We start from the raw sequence: 18,777 nt of genomic DNA, 5'->3' as shown, positions 1-18,777 counted from the left end.
CGACCAGCATCGGAGCATGACCCGATCAGCCGCGCGGCCGGACCGCGCCACCACCGCCGTCACCGCCCCCGACGCCCTGCCGCGTGCCCTGGCCACCGAGGCCGTGCACGCGGGCCGCGAGGACCTCGCCGCGCAAGGACTGCACGCGGCCCCGCTGGACCTGTCGACCACGTACCCCTCGGCGGACAGCCGTGGTGAGGCCGCCCGGCTCGACGCGTTCGCCGCCACCGGCGCCGAGTTCGAGGGCCCGCCCGTCTACGGCCGGCTCGGCAACCCCACCGTCGCCCGCTTCGAGACCGCCCTCGCCCGCCTCGAAGGCACCGAGTCCGCGGTCGCCTTCGCCAGCGGCATGGCGGCCCTCACCGCCTGCCTCCTGGTCCGGCACGCCGAAGGGCTGCGGCACGTCGTCGCCGTCCGCCCGCTGTACGGCTGCAGCGACCACCTGCTGTCCGGCGGGCTGCTCGGTACCGAGGTGACCTGGACCGACCCGGCCGGCATCGCCGACGCGCTGCGCGCCGACACCGGCCTGGTCATGGTCGAGAGCCCGGCCAACCCCACGCTCGCCGAGACCGACCTGGCGGCCGTCGCGCACGCCTGCGGCTCCGTGCCGCTGCTGGCCGACAACACCTTCGCCACTCCCGTACTGCAGCGTCCGGCCGAGGCCGGCGCGCGGCTGGTGCTGCACAGCGCAACCAAGTACCTCGGCGGCCACGGCGATGTACTGGGCGGCGTGGTGGCCTGCGACGAGGAGTTCGCGCGGCGGCTGCGGCAGGTGCGTTTCACCACCGGCGGCGTGCTGCACCCGCTCGCCGGCTATCTGCTGCTGCGCGGGCTGGCCACCCTTCCCGTACGGATGCGGGCGGCGTCCGCCACCGCGGCGGAGCTGTCCCGGCGGCTCGCCGGCCATCCCGGCGTGGCCCGGGTGCACTATCCGCAGCTCGGCGGCGCGATGGTGGCGTTCGAGGTGCGCGGGGACCCGCACGACGTGACCGCCGGGGTGCGTCTGATCACCCCGGCGGTCAGTCTCGGCAGCGTCGATACCCTCCTTCAGCACCCGGCCTCGATCAGCCACCGCGTCGTCGATGCCGCCGACCGGACGGCCGGCGGCATCTCCGAACAACTGCTGCGGCTGTCGGTGGGCCTGGAGGACGTCGAGGACCTGTGGCAGGACCTGGACGCGGCGCTCAGCGGCCGGCCGTCTCCCACGCTGCGGGCATCGGTTCCGGCCGGCGGTCGGCGGTACGCGGTTGCGGCCGGCGCCGCAGCCCCGCAGGCCGGGCCGTGATCACCAGCGTGCCTTCCTCGACCTGGTAGTCCAGCGGCAGCCCCAGGCCGCGCATGGCCGCCACCATCCCGGTGTTGGACGCCTGCGTGATCGCGTACACGCTCTCGCAGCCCGTCTCGGCGGCCATCCCGACCAGCCGCTCCAGCAGCTCGGCGCCGATGCCGCGGCGCTGCCACGCGTCCTCCACCAGGAGCGCCACCTCGGTCTCGTCGCCGTCCCACAGCAGGTGGCCGAGGGCCACCAGCCGCCCGGAGGCGGTCTCCACGGCCAGCGTGCGGCCGTGCCGAGGGCTCAGCAGGTGGTCGAGATAGCGCGCGGAGTCCTGCACGGGGCCGTGGTAGCGCAGCGACAGCGTCCGCTCCGAGCAGCGGTCGTGCATCTCGCGCGCTGCCGCCAGGTCGGAGGGGTCGGCGCGGCGCACGGTGATGTGGTTGCCCTCGGGGAGGGTGAGGGTGTCCCGGCGCTCCGGGACCCGCTGGCCGAGCCGGGCGTCCAGCTCCACCAGCGCCCGGACCCGGGCGAACTCGGTCGGAGTGAAGGGGAGTTGCGGCCGCTCGATGGTGATCGAACCCCCGGACGGGTCGCGGAACTTCATGGTGTGGTCCTCAAGTACGCCGTCGTCCGGCACTCGTTCGGCCTGCGGCTCGCCCTTCAGCGTGTGCGCGGGTACCGAGTGGATGGTGCAACGGCCCAGCAACTGCCGCAGCGCCAGGGGCAGTTCCGCGGAGTCCAGGGCCGTTCGGGTGGCCAGGGACAGCATACGGGCCGGCGCGTCGACCAGATCATGGGCATCGGCGCGTTCCAGCCAGGTGTCCCGGCCGCCCGCCGCGGTCACCGCGCCCGCCAGTACGCCCCGCTCCGGGGTGCCCGGCACCCGTAGCAGGAACTCGTCCACCGTGCCGTCCGACAGCGGGTGGGTCTGCAGGCTCAGGATGTCGACCCGGTGCGCGGCCAGCGCCTGGCACAGCGCGGCCAGGCTGCCCGGCTCGTCCCGTACGGTCGTCCGCATGCGCCACAGCGTCGTCTCGGGGAGCTCCGTACCCTCGGCGAGGGCGGGGGCCGACGACGCCGCGGCGCCGGTATCGCCCGGCGGGGGAGCGTGTTCGTGGCGCCGTGCCCACCACACGTGGAAGCCCGCCGTGGCGAGCAGCGCGATAGCCGAGGCGCACAGGAACACCGGGCCCGACGGGCCGTGCGCCACGGCGTTGGCGACGGAGTCGGCCACCGCGACGGCGGTGAAGAGGGCGGCCAGTTCGACGACGTCCCGCCGCCAGTGATGGCGGCGGGCGCTGCGGTTCGGCGTCTTCTCGGACAAGCATTTCTCATTCATGCACTCCAGCATCACCGACCGGTGTTGCATGATCACAAACGCTCTGTGTCCGCCAGGTAAAGGGCGCAATTGCCCCTACCGGCGCCTTCGAACCAAACGCCGCTACTGTCCGACTCGCCCCGGTTGCAGGGTCTGGCTGAACAGCACCTCGCCGCTGTCCTGCCGCAGCCGCACCGTCAGCTCCCCGCTCCCGCCGTCGATGTCGATCTCGCCGAAGTACTGCGGCGTCTCGGCCGGCGAGGTGTTCGCGCGGTCCGGAGCCTTCAGGAACCGCTGCTCGGGACCGAACGTACCGTCCAGCTTCAGCGCCTGGAACCCGCCCGCGTTCAGCGGCCCGGAGACGAACTCCCAGAACGGCTCGAAGTCCTTGAACGCCGCGCGCGACGGATCGTAGTGCTGCGCCGAGGTGTAGTGCACGTCCGTCGTCACCCACACCGTGCCCGTGATCCGCCGGTGCTTGATGTGCCGCAGCAGCTCGGCGAGCTGCAGCTCCCGCCCCAGCGGCTGCCCCGGATCGCCCTGCGCCACTGCCTCGAAGCGGGTCTTGCCGTCCGGCACGACCAGCCCCAGCGGCATGTCGGACGCGATCACCTTCCACACCGCGCGCGACCGCGACAGCTCCCGCTTGAGCCACCGGAGCTGCTCGGCGCCCAGGATGCCCTGCGCGTCCTCCGTCTGCCGCCCGTCGGAGTTGGCGTTCCGGTACGTCCGCATGTCCAGCACGAACACGTCCAGCAGCGGCCCGTGGCGGACGACCCGGTACACCCGCCCCTGCTCGTCCGGGCGCAGCGTGCGGATCGGGAAGTACTCGCTGAACGCCCGCAGCGAGCGCGCGGACAGCACGTCCGCGTCCTTCACCGTGTACCGGTCGTCGTCCAGGATCTGCCCCGGGTACCAGTTGTTGTGCACCTCGTGGTCGTCCCACTGCGTGATCGTGGGCACCTGTGCGTTGAACCGCCGCAGGTTGTCGTCCAGGAGGTTGTACCGGAAGGCGCCGCGGAACTCCGCGAGCGTCTCCGCGACCTTGGACTTCTCCTCGGTCGTGATGTTCCGCCAGACCCGCCCGTCGGGCAGCTTCACGCTGGCCGTGATCGGGCCGTCGGCGTAAATGTTGTCCCCGCTGCACAGGAAGAAGTCGGGGTTCCGGCGGCGCATCTCCTCATAGATCCGGTAACCGCCGCGGTCGGGGTTGATGCCCCACCCCTGCCCCGCGAGGTCCCCCGACCAGTGGAACCGCACCCCCTCGCCGCGCTTCACCGGCGCCGTACGGAACGTCCCGGTCACCGGCTCACCGGTGCGCCGAGGATCGTGGGGATCGACGAGCGTGACCCGGTAGTGGATCTGCTCGCCGGGCGGCAGGCCGCGCAGCGAGGTCAGCCCCGTGAAGTCCGTGTCCGCACCGATCACCGGCCCGTGCCAGGTGCGCGCGTCGCGGAACGACTCGGTCGCCGCGGTCTCCACGATCATCCGCGCGGGCCGGTCCGACCGTACCCACACCAGCCCCGAGCCGGTCGTCACATCACCCACCTGCACGCCCCAGTCGGCGCTCGGCCGGCCGGTGCGCGCCTGGGCGGGGGCCGCGCCGCCGATCGCTGGCAGCGCGAGCGCCGCGGACGCGGCCGCCGCTCCGTGCAGCACCGAACGCCGCCCGAAGGCTCTGCCGCCTCCTGCCGCTCCCTGCGCCATGTGATCCTCCGTTGCTCGATCGCTCTGCGTACGGTCCCGTTCGTACCGGTGCCCGGTGCCCCGAAACCGAACGCACAGTGAACAGCCGGCCGACAACGGCACGGAAGCCCGGAACCGGCCCATGGTCGCAAGTGGACGGGGCGATGGCCAGGAGGTCGGCGCTACGGGTCACACCCCGGTCGGCATCACCGTGTCGAGGATGACCCTGGCGACCAGGGCCGGGTCGTCGTTCATGGGGACGTGGCCGCAGCCGGGGAGGCGGACGAGGCGGGCGCCCGGGATCACGCGCTTGGCCCGTACGCCCTGGCGGGGCAGGAGCAGCCGGTCGCGGGTGCCCCAGCCGATGGTCACGGGAACATCCGGTATGTCGTGGCGGAACAGCACTCCGGGGCCGCGCCCCGCGGCGAGCGTGGCGGCGAAGCCGGGCGCCTCCCGGAGCGCGCGGGTCTCGGCGGCCACGGCGGCCGGTGAACGGCGCCAGGGGCGCGCGTAGATCGAACCGGTCAGCGCCGCGCGGCCGGCCGCCGTGCGGGCCAGCACCTCGACCACCTGCGGCGGCAGGGCCCGCGCCCCGGCCCGCATGCCCGTCAGGACGCTGAAGGCGTACCGGCGTTCGGCCTCCGTCCAGAAGCCGGCCGGCGACAGCGCCGTCACCGACCGCACAGCCCCCGTGAGGCCGAGTGTCAGCGCCAGCAGTCCGCCGAGCGAGTTGCCCACCACGTGCGGCCGCTCGACACCCAGCGCCGCGAAGGTGTCCGTCAGCAGCGGGACCACCGACGCCAGGTCGTACTCCACGCCGTCGGGCAGGGCGGGGGAGGCGCCGAAGCCCGGCAGGTCCAGCGCGATCACGTCGTGCGACGCGGCCAGGACGCTGAACACCGGCTCCCACGCCTGGTAATGGTGGCCGATGCCGTGCAGCAGTACGACCGGCTCGCCGGCGCCCTTGCGCTCGTACGCGACGGTGAACGGCGGCCGGCCGTCGGGAGAGACGAGGAGGGAGGAGGCCGTGGCGGTCGGAGCGGTGCGGGTGGTCGACGCGATCCTGGCGGTCGTCATGGGGGCTCCTTCGAGGGGATCCGAGGGGGGAAGCCGCTGGGGAGGGCCGTACCTGGGGAGCGGCCCAAGAGACACCATGTCAGCAACCGTTACCGATGGGTAGCAGGCGGGCGTGAATTCCCCGGCCACGCCGAACCCGCCGGACCACACGGAACCCGCTGGACAACACGGCGGCGTACCGGTGGGATAAGGGCGTGCTGACCGACACCGCGACCGATGTCTTCGAAGAACACCGCCCGGTCCTCCAGGGCGTGGCCTACCGCATGCTCGGCCGGGTGGCCGACGCCGAGGACGTCGTCCAGGAGGCGTGGCTCCGCTGGTCGGCCGCCGACCACGACACGGTACGGGAGCCGCGCGCCTACCTGGTGCGGGTCACCACCCGGCTCGCGATCGACCGGCTGCGCCAAGTACAGGCCCGGCGCGAGGCGTACGTGGGGCCGTGGCTCCCCGAGCCCGTCGCCACCGACTTCGGCGGCGCCGTCCCCGACACCGCCGACCGTGCCGTCTTCACCGAGTCCGTCACTCTCGCCGTCCTCGTCGTCATGGAGTCCCTCTCGCCGCTGGAGCGCGCCGTCTTCGTACTGCGCGAGGCGTTCGGCTATCCGTACGCGGAGATCGCGTCCGTACTGGAGCGGGGCGAGGCCGCGGTGCGCCAGTTGGCGGGCCGGGCCCGGCGTCACGTGGAGGAGCGCAAGCCGCGCTTCGAGGTGAACCCCGAACGCCAGCGCGACCTGACCGAGCGCTTCCTGGCCGCCGCGGCCGGCGACGACCTCCAGGGGCTGATCGGCCTGCTCGCCGAGGACGTGCGGCTGGTCGGCGACAGCGGCGGCAAGGCCAAGGCGCCGCTGCGCGTCATCGAGACGGCGGACAAGGTCGGGCGGTTCCTGGTCGGCATCTCCAAGGCTCCGGCCGCGGACCTGCGGTTCGGCTTCGCCGAGCTCAACGGAGGGGTCGCGCTCGTGGGGCGGGTCGGCGACCGGGTCGACACGGTGTTCCAGCTCGACGTGGTCGACGGCCGCATCCAGACGATCTACGTCGTCCGCAATCCGGACAAGCTGGCGGCGGTGCCGTCGGCGGCCTGAGGCCGCCCCTCTGCAGGGCCGGCGGCCGGTGTGCCGCCGGCCCTGTCGCGCTCCCGCGCACCCACCGGCCGTCTCCAACCGTGTTGAGTCGGTCACGCTACGGCATCGGATGGCCCATTGGTCTTGACCAAGGGTGAGGCCGCTCATATCGTCGCAGGCATATCTCAACAACCTTTAATAAAGAAGCGCTCAAAACCCCTGGCCGGCGCCGGGGGGCACCCCCGGGCACCGGGACACGGCGAATGCGGAGGACAGGGTGGGGACCACGCAGCTCGACACGGTGCAGGAACCGAAGTATTGGCACCTCAAGACGGTGCTCAGCGACGCGCTCGACTCGGAGTTCGCGGTCGGCGAGATCCTGCCGAACGAGCGGGACCTCGCGGCGCGCTTCGGCGTCGCCCGCGCCACGCTCCGGCAGGCGCTCGAACAGCTCGAGCTCGAAGGCAGGCTGCAGCGCCGCCGCGGCGTGGGCACCACGGTCGCGCCGCCCCGTATGGGCGTGCCCGTGGACCGCTCCGGACACAGCTGGCCCGGCGCGCCCGGCGACGCCTGGCAGCCGGCCGACGCGGCGGCGGTGGACGGCGGGTCGGTCCCGCCGGCCGTCGCCGAGCCGCTGGGGGTGGACGCGGGCGACACCGTGCATGTCGTGCGGCGCACCAGGGTCGACAACGGCCAGCCGGTCGCGGCCGAACTGCTCTACGTACCGGCCGAGTCCGTGCCCGGCCTGGCGACGGCCGCCGCCACCGGCCCGGTGGCCCGCGCCCGCGCCGTCCTGCAGGAACTGCAGCGGCTCGACCTGGACGGCGAGGAGCGCGCCGTGGAACTGGGCTCGGCGCGCGCCGAGGACGCCAAGCAGCTCGACCGGCTCCCCGGCGCGCCGGTACTGGTGGTCACCACGCGCTATGTGACCGGCGGCCGCACCACCGCGGTCTCCGTCTCCACCTACCGCGCCGACACCTGCCGCCTCACCTTCGGGGACCGCGACGACGTGGCGGTACTGACGGGCTGAGACGGTCCTGCAGACGCGCGTGGCGGAACTGGTAGACCGGGCCGTTGCGGCGGAGCACGCCGCGGCGGTGCGCATCCCGGAGGAAGCGCATCAGGCGCCAGGGCAGATCGCCGCGGAGCGCGTACCAGGCGCGAGTCACCAAGAACCAGCTCCAGGTGCCGGCCGGCAGTCCGGTCTGGAACCGGCCGACCAGCCGGCCGGCCGCGCCGATGCTGAGACCGGTGCCGAGTCCGACGGTCAGGCCCGTCATGACGCCCAGCTCCCGTTCGAAGACCAGGGCGACCACGACCCCGGCGACCAGCCCTGAGCCGAGGGTCTCCACCAGGAAGCGGATGGCCATGACGGCGCGGTCGTTGCGCAGCAACGACTCCGGGCTGGCCGAGCTCAGGGCGTCGGCGGGGGTGTTGAGCCACTCCATGACGCCGAAGGAGACCCCCAGCCCGATGCCGGCCACGAGCCCGGCGAGCAGCCCGACGACGCGGCCGCCCGTGAGCTCGGCCAGCAGCCCGGCCCCGACCCCGGCGCCCACTCCCGTGGCGAGCCCGACGGTCAGCCCGGAGCCGAGTCTGCGGCCGAGGCGCCGGCCACGCCCCCGGAGGCGGATATTGACCTGCTGGGGATAGACGGGCGGCCGGACCAGAAGGCCGGCGACGACCGAGGCCGCCGTGCCGGCGGCCAGTCCGGCCGCCAGACCGACCGACAGCCCGGCAGCCAGCCCTCCCACCAGTCCGCTGATCAGTTCCAGTACGAGCGCGGCGACCCGGCGTCCGCAGGGGGAGAGCGCACGGTGCAGCCGCCACCAGGCCAGGTCGCGGGTGTCCTGGCGGTGCAGGTGGGTGGCGAGGAAGGCCAGCCAGCGCAGCGCCTGTTCGGGGGAGTGGCACCGGTCCGTGCCCGCTCGGCCTCCGCCGGTTCCGGGGAGCACCGCGCGGGCGGCGTAGACGGCGGGAACGAACGCGTCCAGGAGGTGCTCCTCGACGGCGTCGCGGTCCGGGAACCGGGTGGCGTCGAGCAGCTCGGCGGGATCGGTCGCCGGTGACATGTAGGCGGTGCGGGCCATGGCCGCCATCAACGGGGCGGACAGCGCCTGGGCCAGGGGTGCCCCGGGCTGTTCCCGCAGGCGGGTGAAGACGGGTGCCCAGCGGGCGTCCTCGGCGACGGTCCCGCCGGTCAGAAAGGAGATGGTCTCCGGCACGTCCACCGGTGCGAGCTCGACCACGGCCGCCGTGGCCAGCAGCTGGCCGCTGCTGGTGACGGCGGTTTCGTACTCGGTGCTGCGGCAGGTGACCACGAAGGGGCGGCCGGCGGCCGCCCGGTCGATCTCCGCCAGCGCCGCCGGGCGCAGCGGAGCGGGCATCTCGTCCAGGCCGTCCAGTACGGGCAGGATGTGCCCATCGGTGGCCAGCCGGGTCGCCGCGTGGGGCCCGAACACGTCCGGGTTGGCGAGCGCGGGGTAGTCCTCGGCGAGTCGGCGGGCGACCCAGGTAAAGAGATGCTCGCCGTGCGGGTCCCACGACGACATCGACAGCAGCACCGGTACCGGCCCGCCGTGTTCGCCGCGGCGCTCCAGCAGACCGAGCGTCAGCACCATGGCCAGTACGGTCTTGCCGGCCCCTGGCCCGCCGAGCACCACCAACTGGCGTCGGGGCAGTGCCAGATAGCGGGGCACCACCTCGTCGAGCCCGCCGAGCAGCCTCAGCCGCAGCGGCCGGCCGCCCACGGTGTCGCCGAGCACCGCGCCGGGCCGGGCGGAGACCGGGCGGGGCGTCGCAGACCAGCGCACGTTCAGCGGCCGTGGCCGGTGGAGCATGCGGATCCCGGCCTCCTCCTCCCACTGCTGCCGCACCGTCGCGGCGAGCTGCGCCAGCGTACGGCGCTCCCGGGCGTCGCCGGCGGCCCCGTCACCGCCGTCCGGCTCCGCCTCCGGCGGGCCGCGGCGCGCCTCGACGAACGCCGCGACCAGTGCCAGCACGAGAGCGACGGGCCAGGACAGCCACAAGTAGGGCACGACCTGTTCCGGAACGGCTCCGGTGGCCAGGTTCGTGGCCACCGGCAGCAGGAACGCGGTCACGAGGACGAGGCCCAGCGTGGCGCGCGAGAAGCGTCGCATCCCACCCCCTCGGACTCGCCCCGGCCTGGCCGGTGGTTCACGCACCGGGCCGGTGCGGCCGGGCGCACCGACGGTCCGAAGGGCTGGAGTCTCGGACGATCCAGCAAGCCTTCGGACGGCGGCAAGCGATCCGGTGGGCGTTACGGTGAGTGGCAGTTGCGGGCGGGATCAGCGCCGGGCCGTCACCGTGCCCTCCACCGCGAAGAGCTGCTCCTCGACGTGGTCGAGGGCGAGGCGCAGGGCGCCGGTCGCCACCGCAGCCTCGCCCAGGACCGACAGGGCGACCTGCGGCGGCCGCAGACAGTAGCGCGCCAGCTCCTCGCGCAACGGATCCAGTACGCCGTCCAGGCCGGCCGCCCAGCCGCCGATCACGACGATCTCCGGGTCCAGGGCGAGGACCAGCGCGGCGACGTCGTGCACCAGCCGCTGGATGAAGCGCCGCATCGCGTCCCGGGCGCGCGCGTCGCCCTCGCGCGCCAGCGTGAACACCCGTGCCACCTGCGCCTCGTCCAGCGGATGCAACGGTTCACCGGTCGTCGACAACAGCGTCTCCGGCGTCGCCCCGCGCCCCAAGAGGTGCAGCGCACCGATCTCGCCGGCCGCCCCGCCGAAGCCGCGGTGCAGCCGCCCGCCGATCAGCGAACCCGCGCCCGGACTCAGTCCGGCCAGGACGAACACCACGTCGTCCGAGCCGGCCGCCGCGCCCTTCCAGTGCTCGGCGACCGCGGCCGCGTTGGCGTCGTTCTCCACCAGGACCGGGCAGCGGAAGGACTTGCGCAGCCGCTCGCCCAGCGGCAGCCCCGTCCAGCCCGGCAGCGCGGTACCCAGCCGTACCGTGCCGTCCGCCTCCACGATTCCGGGGCCCGCGACGCCCACCGCGCGCAGCGAGTCGCGCGCCACGCCCGCCTGCCGCAGCAGGTCGGCGACCGTGTCCCGGGCGCACGCCAACCGCCGGTCGGCCGGGGCCGATTCGTCCACGTCGTGCTGGACCGACCCCAGCACGCGGCCGCTCAGATCGGACAGCAGCGCCGAGACCCGGTGCGCGCCGATCTCGATGCCCAGCAGGTGCCCGGCCTCGGCACGGAAACGGAACCGGCGGGCGGGCCGGCCCTGCCGCCGCGCGCCCTCCTCGGCCGGTGCCTCGACGACCAGTCCGGACTCGATCAGGCCCTCCACGACCCCCTCGACGGTGGGCCGGGACAGCCCGGTGAGCTGTACCAGGTGGGTCAGGGTGGGGGAGTCGGCGGCGCGCAGCGTGTGCAGTACCACCGCGGAGTTGATCCGTCGCAGCAGGGAGGGGTCCCCTCCGGTGAGCCGCCCCAACGTCCGTCTCCCTCGCCTCGCGTGTTTGCGGGATCGTAGCCGGTCGGACGGCCTGCGGCGAGCCCCGAAGTGTGCTGGTCACGGCCTGTGACGGACCGATTGTCAGACCCCGGGTCTTTACTGGTGACATGACGAGGCAACAGTTTTCCCGCCACCTGTCCGCGATCGACGCCGCGATCGGCACCGTGCTCGCGGCGCCCGGTGATGCCGGGCGGATGCTCCGGCTCAGCGTGAGTGAAGAGTTCTGGGACGCCGATCCGGCGGACGAGCGGGCCGCGGCGGAGGAGTTCGAAGCGGAACGGGAGGAGCTGGACGGCGTGCTGTCCTTACGCTGGGGCCCGCCCGAAGTGCTCGACCTGACGCCGCATCTGGAGCGGTCGGCGATGGGGCTGCCGGTGTGGCCGCCGCTGGCCGACCTGTCCGCCCTGACCACGACGGCGCACGTCTGGACGGTGGGGGAGTGCCGGGTGGCGACCGGCGTGGGAAGAGCCGCTGACCTCCAGCCGTACGAGCTGGTCGCGGCGGTGTGGCCGGACGGCGGCGAGGGCCCGCCGCTGCCCCGGCAGGGCGGTCACTCCTCGGCGAACGCCGCCGCGCGGAGCCGGCCGTACTCCTCCGCCAGGGTGGTGGGGTTCCAGTGAGCGTTCAGGCCGCTGGGGTTGGGGAGTACCCAGATGCGGGCGCCGCCGATGGTCCGCTCCTGCGGCCCGATCTTCGCGAGCTTGTCGCCGAATGCCGCGCGGTAGGCGGTGACCCCGGCGACCGCCAGCCACGCGGGCTGCAGCCGGCGCACCTTCTCCTCCAGTTGGCGGCCGCCCTTCGCGAATTCCTCCGGCGTCAGTTCGTCCGCGCGGGCCGTGGCCCGCTGCACGACGTTGGTGATGCCGACGCCGTACCGCAGCAGCTCCTGCTCCTCGTCGGGCCGCAGCCGCCGGGGGGTGAAGCCGGCGGCGTGCAGCGTGGGCCAGAAGCGGTTGCCGGGCCGGGCGAAATGGTGGCCGGTCGCGGCCGACATCAGGCCCGGGTTGATGCCGCAGAAGAGCACCCGGAGGCCGCTCGCCGCCACGTCCGGGACGAGGCGGTCACGAGCGGCTTCCAGCTCTTCGGGGGTGAAGCGCGGCATGGGAGGACCGGCCTCAGAGGATGGAGCCGGGGGTGTAGGCCGCGGCCTCGGGGTGCGCCTTGGCGATCTCCTCGATGCGCGCGACCACGGCCGCCACCTGGTCGGCGGCCGCGCCGGTGAAGGACAGCTTGTCGGCCATCGCCTCGGCGAGCTGGTCGCGGCTCAGCGGGATGCGGCCGTCGGCGGCGAGCTTGTCCAGCAGCTCGTTGCGCTCGGCGCCCTGCTCGCGCATGGCGAGCGCGGTGGCGACGGCGTTCTCCTTGATCGCCTCGTGCGCGACCTCGCGGCCCACACCGGCGCGCACGGCACCCATGAGCACCTTCGTCGTGGCGAGGAAGGGGAGGTAGCGGTCCAGCTCGCGGGCGACCACGGCGGGGAAGGCGCCGAACTCGTCCAGGACGGTCAGGAAGGTCTCCAGCAGGCCGTCCAGCGCGAAGAAGGAGTCCGGCAGCGCGACGCGGCGCACCACGGAGCAGGACACGTCGCCCTCGTTCCACTGGTCGCCGGAGAGCTCGCCGGCCATCGAGGCGTAGCCCCGCAGGATGACCATCAGGCCGTTGACGCGCTCGCAGGAGCGGGTGTTCATCTTGTGCGGCATCGCCGAGGAGCCGACCTGGCCGGGCTTGAAGCCCTCGGTGACCAGCTCGTTGCCGGCCATCAGGCGGATGGTCTTGGCGAGCGAGGAGGGCGCGGCGGCCAGCTGCACCAGAGAGGTGACCACGTCGTAGTCGAGAGAGCGGGGGTAGACCTGGCCGACCGAGGTGAAGTTCTGCGCGAAGCCGAGGTGGCCCGCGATGCGCTGCTCCAGCTCGGCGAGCTTGCCGGCGTCGCCGCCGAGCAGGTCGAGCATGTCCTGCGCGGTGCCGACCGGGCCCTTGATGCCGCGCAGCGGGTAGCGGGAGAGGAGGTCCTCGAGGCGGGCGTGGGCGACGAGCAGCTCGTCGGCGGCGGTGGCGAAGCGCTTGCCGAGGGTGGTGGCCTGGGCCGCGACGTTGTGCGAGCGGCCGGCCATGACCAGCTCGGCGTGCTCGCCGGCCAGCTTGCCGAGCCGGGCGAGGACGGCGACGGTGCGGTCCCGCATCAGTTCGAGGGAGAGGCGGACCTGGAGCTGCTCGACGTTCTCGGTCAGGTCGCGGGAGGTCATGCCCTTGTGGACCTGCTCGTGGCCGGCGAGGGCGTTGAACTCCTCGATCCGGGCCTTCACGTCGTGCCGGGTGACCTTCTCGCGCTCGGCGATGGAGGCCAGGTCGACATTGTCCAGGACTCGCTCGTAGTCGGCGAGGGCCTGCTCAGGCACCTCAACGCCGAGGTCCTTCTGCGCGCGGAGCACGGCGAGCCACAGCTTTCGCTCCAGCTTGACCTTGTACTCGGGGGACCACAGGACGGCCAGCTCGGTGGAGGCGTAGCGGCCGGCCAGGACATTGGGGATGCGGGGCTTTGCAGTCACGTGAGCCGATTCTACTGTTCGTTTGCGCAGGCCGGCGCCACGGTCCGGATTGTGGCTTGCTACAAGCCGCACGGCTCCCGGCCAGAAGCCGCACGACGCCGCGCTACGAGCCGCGCGGCTCCGCCGGCACCGTCTCCACCTCGACGCCCAGCTCGCGCACGACGGCGACCTCGCGCGGCTCCGTACCGCTGTCGGTGATCACCGCCTGGTACAGCGTGGCGTCCCCGTAGCAGTACGTGGCGGTCTTGCCGAATTTGGAGTGGTCGGCGAGCAGCAGGCTGCCCGTGGCGGCGCCCAGCATCGCCTCCTTGACCTCGACGAACTCCGGCAGCGGGTGGAACAGCCGGCCGCCGTGCACCGCCGTCGCCGACATCAGCGCCAGATCCGCGTGGATCCGCGACAGCCCCCGCGTCACCTCACGTCCCGTACAGGAGTTGAAGTCGCCCTGGTACTGCCCGCCGAGCAGCGTCACCTCCGGACCCGATCGCGCCGTCCCGCCGGACGCGCCGGACGCCGAGGTCAGCCGCTGCGCCAGCCCCACCGAATTGGTGACGACGGTGAGTCCGTCGATCTCCGTCAGGAGGCCGGCCAGCGGGTACAGCGTGGTCGAGTCGTCGATGAGCAGCGTGCTGCCGGGCCGGATCCGCCGGGCCGCGGCGGCACACAGCGCGCTCTTCACCTCGCGGTGCGCGCCCTCCCGGAAGCGGGTGGCGGTCTCCATGGTCAGGGCCGGGAAGGCGACCGCGCGCCCGCGCTCCTTGCGCAGCAGATCACGCCCCGCGAGATCGTCGAGATCGCGGTGCATGGTCATCAGGCTGAGGCCGAAGTGCGCGGCGAGGTCGTCGATGCGCATCTCGCCCCGCTCGACGACGTACTTGAGCACGTCCTGCCGGCGGTCCTCGACGGCTGCCTGCGACAGCCGCGCCTTGGCGGGCACCCGGCCCTCCTTCCCTCGTGCGTTCCCTCTCGTGCGGCCCGGAGCGTCGTGCGGCCGGGCGCGCCGTCAGCCGGCCTGCGGGCGCACCACGGCCTTGATCGCGGTCGGATCGGCGGCGCCCGCGGTGAGCGCCACCCCGCTGTCCTCCAGGCCGTACCGGTGCGTGACCAGCCGGGCCAGATCCACCTCGCCGGAAGCGGCCAGGGAGATGGCGGTCGGCCAGGTGTTGGCGTACCGGAACGTACCGGTGACCTCGATCTCGAAGTTTTGCACATGCGCGAGCGGCAGCGGGATGGTGTCCCCGCCCATCCCGACCAGCACCGCACGCCCCGCCCGGCCCAGCGCGCGCAGCCCTTCCTCGGCGGCGGCCGGCGCGCCCGAGCACTCCAGCAGGACGTCCGGCTCGTACCCGGTGTCGGCGAGCCGCGTCCGCCGCGCGTCCACGGTCGCGGTGGCGCCCAGCTCGCGGGCCACGGCCAGCCGCTGCGGCGCGACATCGGTGACCACGACCTCGCTCGCCCCGAAGGCCCGCGCGCTCTGCAGGGCGACCAGCCCGATCGGCCCGGCCCCCGTCACCAGCACCCGCGACCCCGGCGCGACCCGCGCCTTCCGCGAGGCCCAGACGCCCACCGACAGCGGTTCGAGCAGCGCCGCGCCCTCCGTGCTCAGCGACTCGGGCACCGGATGCGCGAAGTCCTCGTCCACGGCGACGTACTCGCACAGCGCCCCGTCCACCGGCGGCGTCGCGTAGAAGGACACGTCCGGGCAGAGGTTGTACCGGCCCTGCCGGCACTGGGCGCAGCGACCGCAGGGCACGCCCGGCTCGATGGAGACCGGCTGCCCCGGCGTGTGCCGCCGGGCGCCGGGCCCGAGCGCGACGACCGTGCCGCCCGGCTCGTGCCCGAGGACCATGGGGGAGCGGACGACGAAGTCGCCGATCCGCCCGTGTTCGTAGTAGTGCACGTCGGAGCCGCACACGCCGACGGCCTCGACGCGGACGAGCACCTGGCCGGGGCCCGGCCGGGGCACCGGGCGCTCCTGGATCTCGAGCTGCTTCGGCGCGACGAGCACGGCGGCCCGCATGGTCTCGGGAAGGTCAGAGGTGCGGTTCATTCTCCGGTCACGGCTCCCATGGTCAGGCCGGTGACCAGCCACCGGCGTACAGCGAGGCCGACGAGCATCATCGGGATCACCACGACGGTCCCGATGGCGGTCAGCTGCCCCCAGTCGATGCCGGTCTGGGTGACCAGCTGGCTGGCGGCGATGGGCAGGGTCTGGGTGTGCGGTCCGCTGAGGACCAGGGCGAAGGCGTAGTCGTTCCAGGAGAACACCAGGCACAGCACGAAGGTGGTCACCAGGCCCGGGCGCGTCAGCGGCAGGATGACGTGCCGGAACGCCTGCCAGTTGCCGCACCCGGCCACCAGCGCGGACTCCTCCAGGGACGGCGGCACCTCCGCGAAGAAGGCGCTGAGCAGCCAGATCGCGAACGGCAGATTGAAGGAGAGGTAGGCCAGGACGAGGCCGGGGAGGGTGTCGATCAGCCCGAGGTAGCGGAAGATCAGGAAGATCGGCAGCACCACGGCCGCGATCGGTGCCATCCGGGTGGAGATGATCCAGAACGACAGGTGGTGCTTGCCGCGCATCCGGCTGCGGGCCAGGCCGTACCCGGCGAGCGCGCCCAGCGCGGTGGCCAGCAGCGCCGACGCGCCCGCCGCGACGACGCTGTTGCGCAGATACGGCCAGAGCGAGTTGCCGCCGCTGAACAGCCGCCGGTAGTTCTCCAGCGTCGGTGCGAACGACAGGCTCGGGGTCGGCGCGGTGACCTCCCCGGTGGCCTTGAGGGACGACAGCAGCATCCAGCCCAGCGGTACGAGCGTCCAGATGAGGGCGACGAGCACGAGGACGCGGACGGTCCAGCGGGCGGTACGGGTGCCGCGCTCGAGAGCGGCGGTGGCGGTGGTCATCGCGGCAGCTCCTTCCGTTCGAGGAGGCGGACGAAGAAGCGGGCGACGACGGTGGTCACGGCGAGCATCAGCAGGCCGGTCACGGCGGCGTACCCGAAGTCGAAGAAGCGGAAGGCCGTTTCGTAGAGCCGTACGGAGGCGACCTTGGTGGCGTCGGCCGGGCCGCCACCGGTGGTGTTCCAGATGATGTCGAAGTACCGCAGCGCGTCCATGGAACGGATCAGCAGCGCCACGAGCAGCACGGGCGTGATCGACGGCAGGACGATGTGCCGGAGCGTGCGGACCATGCCCGCGCCGTCCAGCGCCGCCGCCTCCAGGACGCTCGCCGGTACGGACGTCAGCCCGGCCAGCGCGATGAGCGCGATCAGCGGCGTCCACTCCCAGATGTCCATCAGCGTCACCGCGGCGAACGCGCTGGTCCGGTCGCCCATGATGTCGCCGTGGTACCCGACCTGGCGCAGCAGCCAGGTGTACAGGCCGAAGGTGGAGTCGGTGAGGAAGCGGCCGAGCAGCCCGACGATCACGGGCGCGACGAACATCGGGAGCAGCATCAGGCTCAGCGCCGCGTTGCGGCCGCGCCGCAGCCGCCACAGGCAGACGGCGAGCAGCGTGCCGAGCACCATCTCGCCGCCGACGGTGAGCACGAAATACGCGGCGGTGCGGGCCCAGGCCCAGGCCATGTCCGGGTCGGTGAACAGCCGCCCCCAGTTGTCCAGGCCGACGCCCTCCAGGCCGAGGCCGCCGAGCAGGTGGACGCGGGAGAAGCTCATCGCCACCACGGCCACGAACGGCAGCACGGAGACGGCGGCGAGGACGAGGATGCCGGGGGCCATCATCCGGCCGTGGAAGCCGGGGAACGGGCGGCGGCGCGGCCGCCCGGGACCGGGCGCGGTGGCGGCGGCGTCCGGCGCCTTTGCCCGTACGGAAGACGTGGTCATGCTCAGGCCACCCACCCTCGTGCCGTGATCCGGTCGATGCGCTCGGCGGTGGCGCGCATCGTCGCGCGCGGGGACGCGTCCCCGGCGATCAGCCCGGACAACTGCGTGTAGACGGCGGTGTCGCACTCGCCCCACATCGGGATCTTGGGCCGCAGTCCGATGTTGGCCGGCCGCCAGGTCTCCCGCACGGCCTTCGCGGTCAGCATGTTGGGCAGCTTCGTCGGCCGGTGTTCGGCGCGGAGCACCGCGCGCTCCGCGTACACCGACGTACGGGTCGGGGTGCCGCCGCCGACCTTGCTCGCCAGCCCGGCGAGCTGCGTCTTCGGTGCCGTCGCCCAGTTGGCGAAGAGCCAGGCGGCCTCGCGGCGCCGCTTCGGGGCGACGCCGGATATCGCGATGCCGGTCCCGCCGTACATGCCGGCGGCCCGCGCGGGCCCCTTCGGCAGCCGCGCGTAGCCGACCTTCCCCGGCATGACGGCCTCGTTGGACGCCGCGTACTCATGGAAGTTGGGGCACATCGCGATCCGCCCGGCCCGGAACGCGGCGCCCAGCCCGTCCCAGTCCCAGGTCCGCGACCCGGGGTCGGCGATCTTCAGCAGCCGCTGGTAGAACTCGGCCGCCGCCACGGCCCGTTCGGACCCCAGCCGGCACCGCCCGGGGTCGGTGGCGCCCAGGCTCCCGACCCGCGCGCCGTCGTCGAAGTAGTCCCCGCCGTACGCCCACAGCACGTTCGAGAAGTCGCACATCAGCGAGTCGTGCTGCTTCGCCTGGTGCCCGGTGCCGTACTTCACCTCGTCGGTGTGCTCGTTGAACCAGCGGGCGATCGCGTAGTACTGCTCCCACGTCGTGCCGTCCGACGGCGCCGGGTCGAAGCCGAGGTCGGCGGCCATCCGGTCGTGGTACTTCTCGAAGAGGTCGGCCCGGTACTGCCAGATCATGGTCGCCGAGTCGTACGGCAGCGCCAGCACCTTCTCCTTGTCCTCGAAGCGCCCGGCCGCGTCCAGGTGCGTGGCGACGAAGTCGCCGAATCCGCCGGGCAGCCGGGGCAGGTCCGGGTTCTCCTGGAACTCCCGCAGGTCGGCGAAGGCGGCCGCGTACGGTGCGAGGACCTGGTACGGGTCGGCGTACACCACGTCGTACTGGCCGTTGCCGGAGGCCAGGTCCAGCGCGACCTTCTGGGCGAGCGCGGACAGTTCCAGCGTGACGATGTTGACGTGGATGCCGGTCAGCTTGGTGAAGGGCGCGAGGTTCGCGGCGATCGCGGCGGTGGGCGCGGTGTTCTCGGAGATGAAGTTCAGCGTGGTACCGGCGTACCGGCGCCAGGGTGCGGCGCCCGCGTCGAAGGACGCGCCGGCGGCGCGGCCGCAGGCGGTGAGCAGCCCGGCGGCCCCGACGGCGGCGGCGCCGCGCAGCAGGGAGCGCCGGCCGACCGGCGGCCGGGTGGCGGGGGAGCGGGCAGGCAGGAATGCAGGCATGAGGGTGCGTAC

General features: G+C 73.3%; 16 protein-coding genes. 4 read left to right on the top strand and 12 right to left on the bottom strand.

Annotated features, from left to right (window positions below; all coding sequences use genetic code 11):
* Positions 1-16 precede the first annotated feature (16 nt).
* Entirely contained in the window at positions 17-1,285 is a 1,269-nt protein-coding gene (locus IG84_RS0121425; protein WP_078649153.1) for a trans-sulfuration enzyme family protein, read from the top strand.
* Here IG84_RS0121425 and IG84_RS0121420 read toward each other — a convergent pair.
* The 3 genes from IG84_RS0121420 to IG84_RS0121410 all read right to left on the bottom strand — a co-directional run bounded on the left by IG84_RS0121420 (position 1,185) and on the right by IG84_RS0121410 (position 5,357).
* Complete coding sequence (locus tag IG84_RS0121420) at positions 1,185-2,600, bottom strand: GNAT family N-acetyltransferase (protein ID WP_425424039.1); 1,416 nt, start codon at positions 2,598-2,600, stop codon at positions 1,185-1,187. The two genes, IG84_RS0121425 and IG84_RS0121420, sit on opposite strands and share 101 nt — an antisense overlap.
* Before the next feature lie 117 nt (positions 2,601-2,717).
* Positions 2,718-4,301 (bottom strand): alkaline phosphatase D family protein, encoded by a 1,584-nt coding sequence (locus tag IG84_RS0121415; RefSeq protein WP_031059527.1) that lies wholly within the window; start codon positions 4,299-4,301, stop codon positions 2,718-2,720.
* Between the two features lie 168 nt (positions 4,302-4,469).
* Positions 4,470-5,357 (bottom strand): alpha/beta fold hydrolase, encoded by an 888-nt coding sequence (locus IG84_RS0121410; RefSeq protein ID WP_051862135.1) that lies wholly within the window; start codon positions 5,355-5,357, stop codon positions 4,470-4,472.
* 194 nt (positions 5,358-5,551) lie between these two features.
* Here IG84_RS0121410 and IG84_RS0121405 point away from each other — a divergent pair, with 194 nt between their 5' ends.
* A complete protein-coding gene (locus tag IG84_RS0121405) occupies positions 5,552-6,439 on the top strand; it encodes an RNA polymerase sigma-70 factor (RefSeq protein WP_031059524.1) in 888 nt (295 codons plus the stop codon).
* Between the two features lie 256 nt (positions 6,440-6,695).
* Positions 6,696-7,448, top strand: a complete 753-nt coding sequence (locus IG84_RS0121400; RefSeq protein ID WP_031059522.1) for a GntR family transcriptional regulator — start codon at positions 6,696-6,698, stop codon at positions 7,446-7,448.
* On the opposite strand, the gene IG84_RS0121395 is transcribed toward IG84_RS0121400, so the two are convergent.
* Both IG84_RS0121395 and IG84_RS0121390 read right to left on the bottom strand, forming a co-directional pair.
* Positions 7,405-9,558: an NACHT domain-containing protein gene (locus tag IG84_RS0121395; protein ID WP_051862133.1), complete on the bottom strand. Its 2,154-nt coding sequence runs from the start codon at positions 9,556-9,558 to the stop codon at positions 7,405-7,407. The two genes, IG84_RS0121400 and IG84_RS0121395, sit on opposite strands and share 44 nt — an antisense overlap.
* Positions 9,559-9,726: 168 nt before the next feature.
* A complete protein-coding gene (locus IG84_RS0121390) occupies positions 9,727-10,881 on the bottom strand; it encodes an ROK family transcriptional regulator (protein ID WP_031059519.1) in 1,155 nt (384 codons plus the stop codon).
* Between the two features lie 128 nt (positions 10,882-11,009).
* On the opposite strand from IG84_RS0121390, the gene IG84_RS38130 reads away from it, so the two are divergent.
* Positions 11,010-11,522, top strand: coding sequence for a hypothetical protein (locus IG84_RS38130; protein WP_051862132.1), 513 nt, complete (start codon positions 11,010-11,012; stop codon positions 11,520-11,522).
* Here IG84_RS38130 and mug read toward each other — a convergent pair.
* From mug to IG84_RS0121350, 7 genes are all read right to left on the bottom strand, one after another.
* Positions 11,453-12,004: a G/U mismatch-specific DNA glycosylase gene (mug, locus tag IG84_RS0121380; protein WP_031059515.1), complete on the bottom strand. Its 552-nt coding sequence runs from the start codon at positions 12,002-12,004 to the stop codon at positions 11,453-11,455. The two genes, IG84_RS38130 and mug, sit on opposite strands and share 70 nt — an antisense overlap.
* Before the next feature lie 13 nt (positions 12,005-12,017).
* The gene (purB, locus tag IG84_RS0121375) at positions 12,018-13,451 is read right to left on the bottom strand and encodes an adenylosuccinate lyase (RefSeq protein WP_031059514.1); all 1,434 of its coding nucleotides are present in this window, start codon (positions 13,449-13,451) and stop codon (positions 12,018-12,020) included.
* Positions 13,452-13,554: 103 nt separating this feature from the next.
* Entirely contained in the window at positions 13,555-14,388 is an 834-nt protein-coding gene (locus IG84_RS0121370; RefSeq protein ID WP_031059512.1) for a DeoR/GlpR family DNA-binding transcription regulator, read from the bottom strand.
* A gap of 66 nt (positions 14,389-14,454) precedes the next feature.
* Entirely contained in the window at positions 14,455-15,501 is a 1,047-nt protein-coding gene (locus IG84_RS0121365; protein WP_031059511.1) for an NAD(P)-dependent alcohol dehydrogenase, read from the bottom strand.
* The gene (locus IG84_RS0121360; RefSeq protein WP_031059510.1) at positions 15,498-16,352 is read right to left on the bottom strand and encodes a carbohydrate ABC transporter permease; all 855 of its coding nucleotides are present in this window, start codon (positions 16,350-16,352) and stop codon (positions 15,498-15,500) included. The genes IG84_RS0121365 and IG84_RS0121360 overlap by 4 nt, the downstream gene beginning before the upstream one ends.
* Positions 16,349-17,290, bottom strand: a complete 942-nt coding sequence (locus tag IG84_RS0121355; protein ID WP_031059509.1) for a carbohydrate ABC transporter permease — start codon at positions 17,288-17,290, stop codon at positions 16,349-16,351. Before IG84_RS0121355 ends, IG84_RS0121360 begins: the two co-directional genes overlap by 4 nt.
* A 2-nt stretch (positions 17,291-17,292) precedes the next feature.
* A complete protein-coding gene (locus IG84_RS0121350; protein WP_051862174.1) occupies positions 17,293-18,765 on the bottom strand; it encodes an extracellular solute-binding protein in 1,473 nt (490 codons plus the stop codon).
* Positions 18,766-18,777: the final 12 nt, after the last annotated feature.

Source organism: Streptomyces ochraceiscleroticus, from assembly GCF_000720485.1.
GTDB lineage: Bacteria > Actinomycetota > Actinomycetes > Streptomycetales > Streptomycetaceae > Streptomyces > Streptomyces ochraceiscleroticus.
This window is presented reverse-complemented; position numbering and strand designations above follow the sequence as displayed.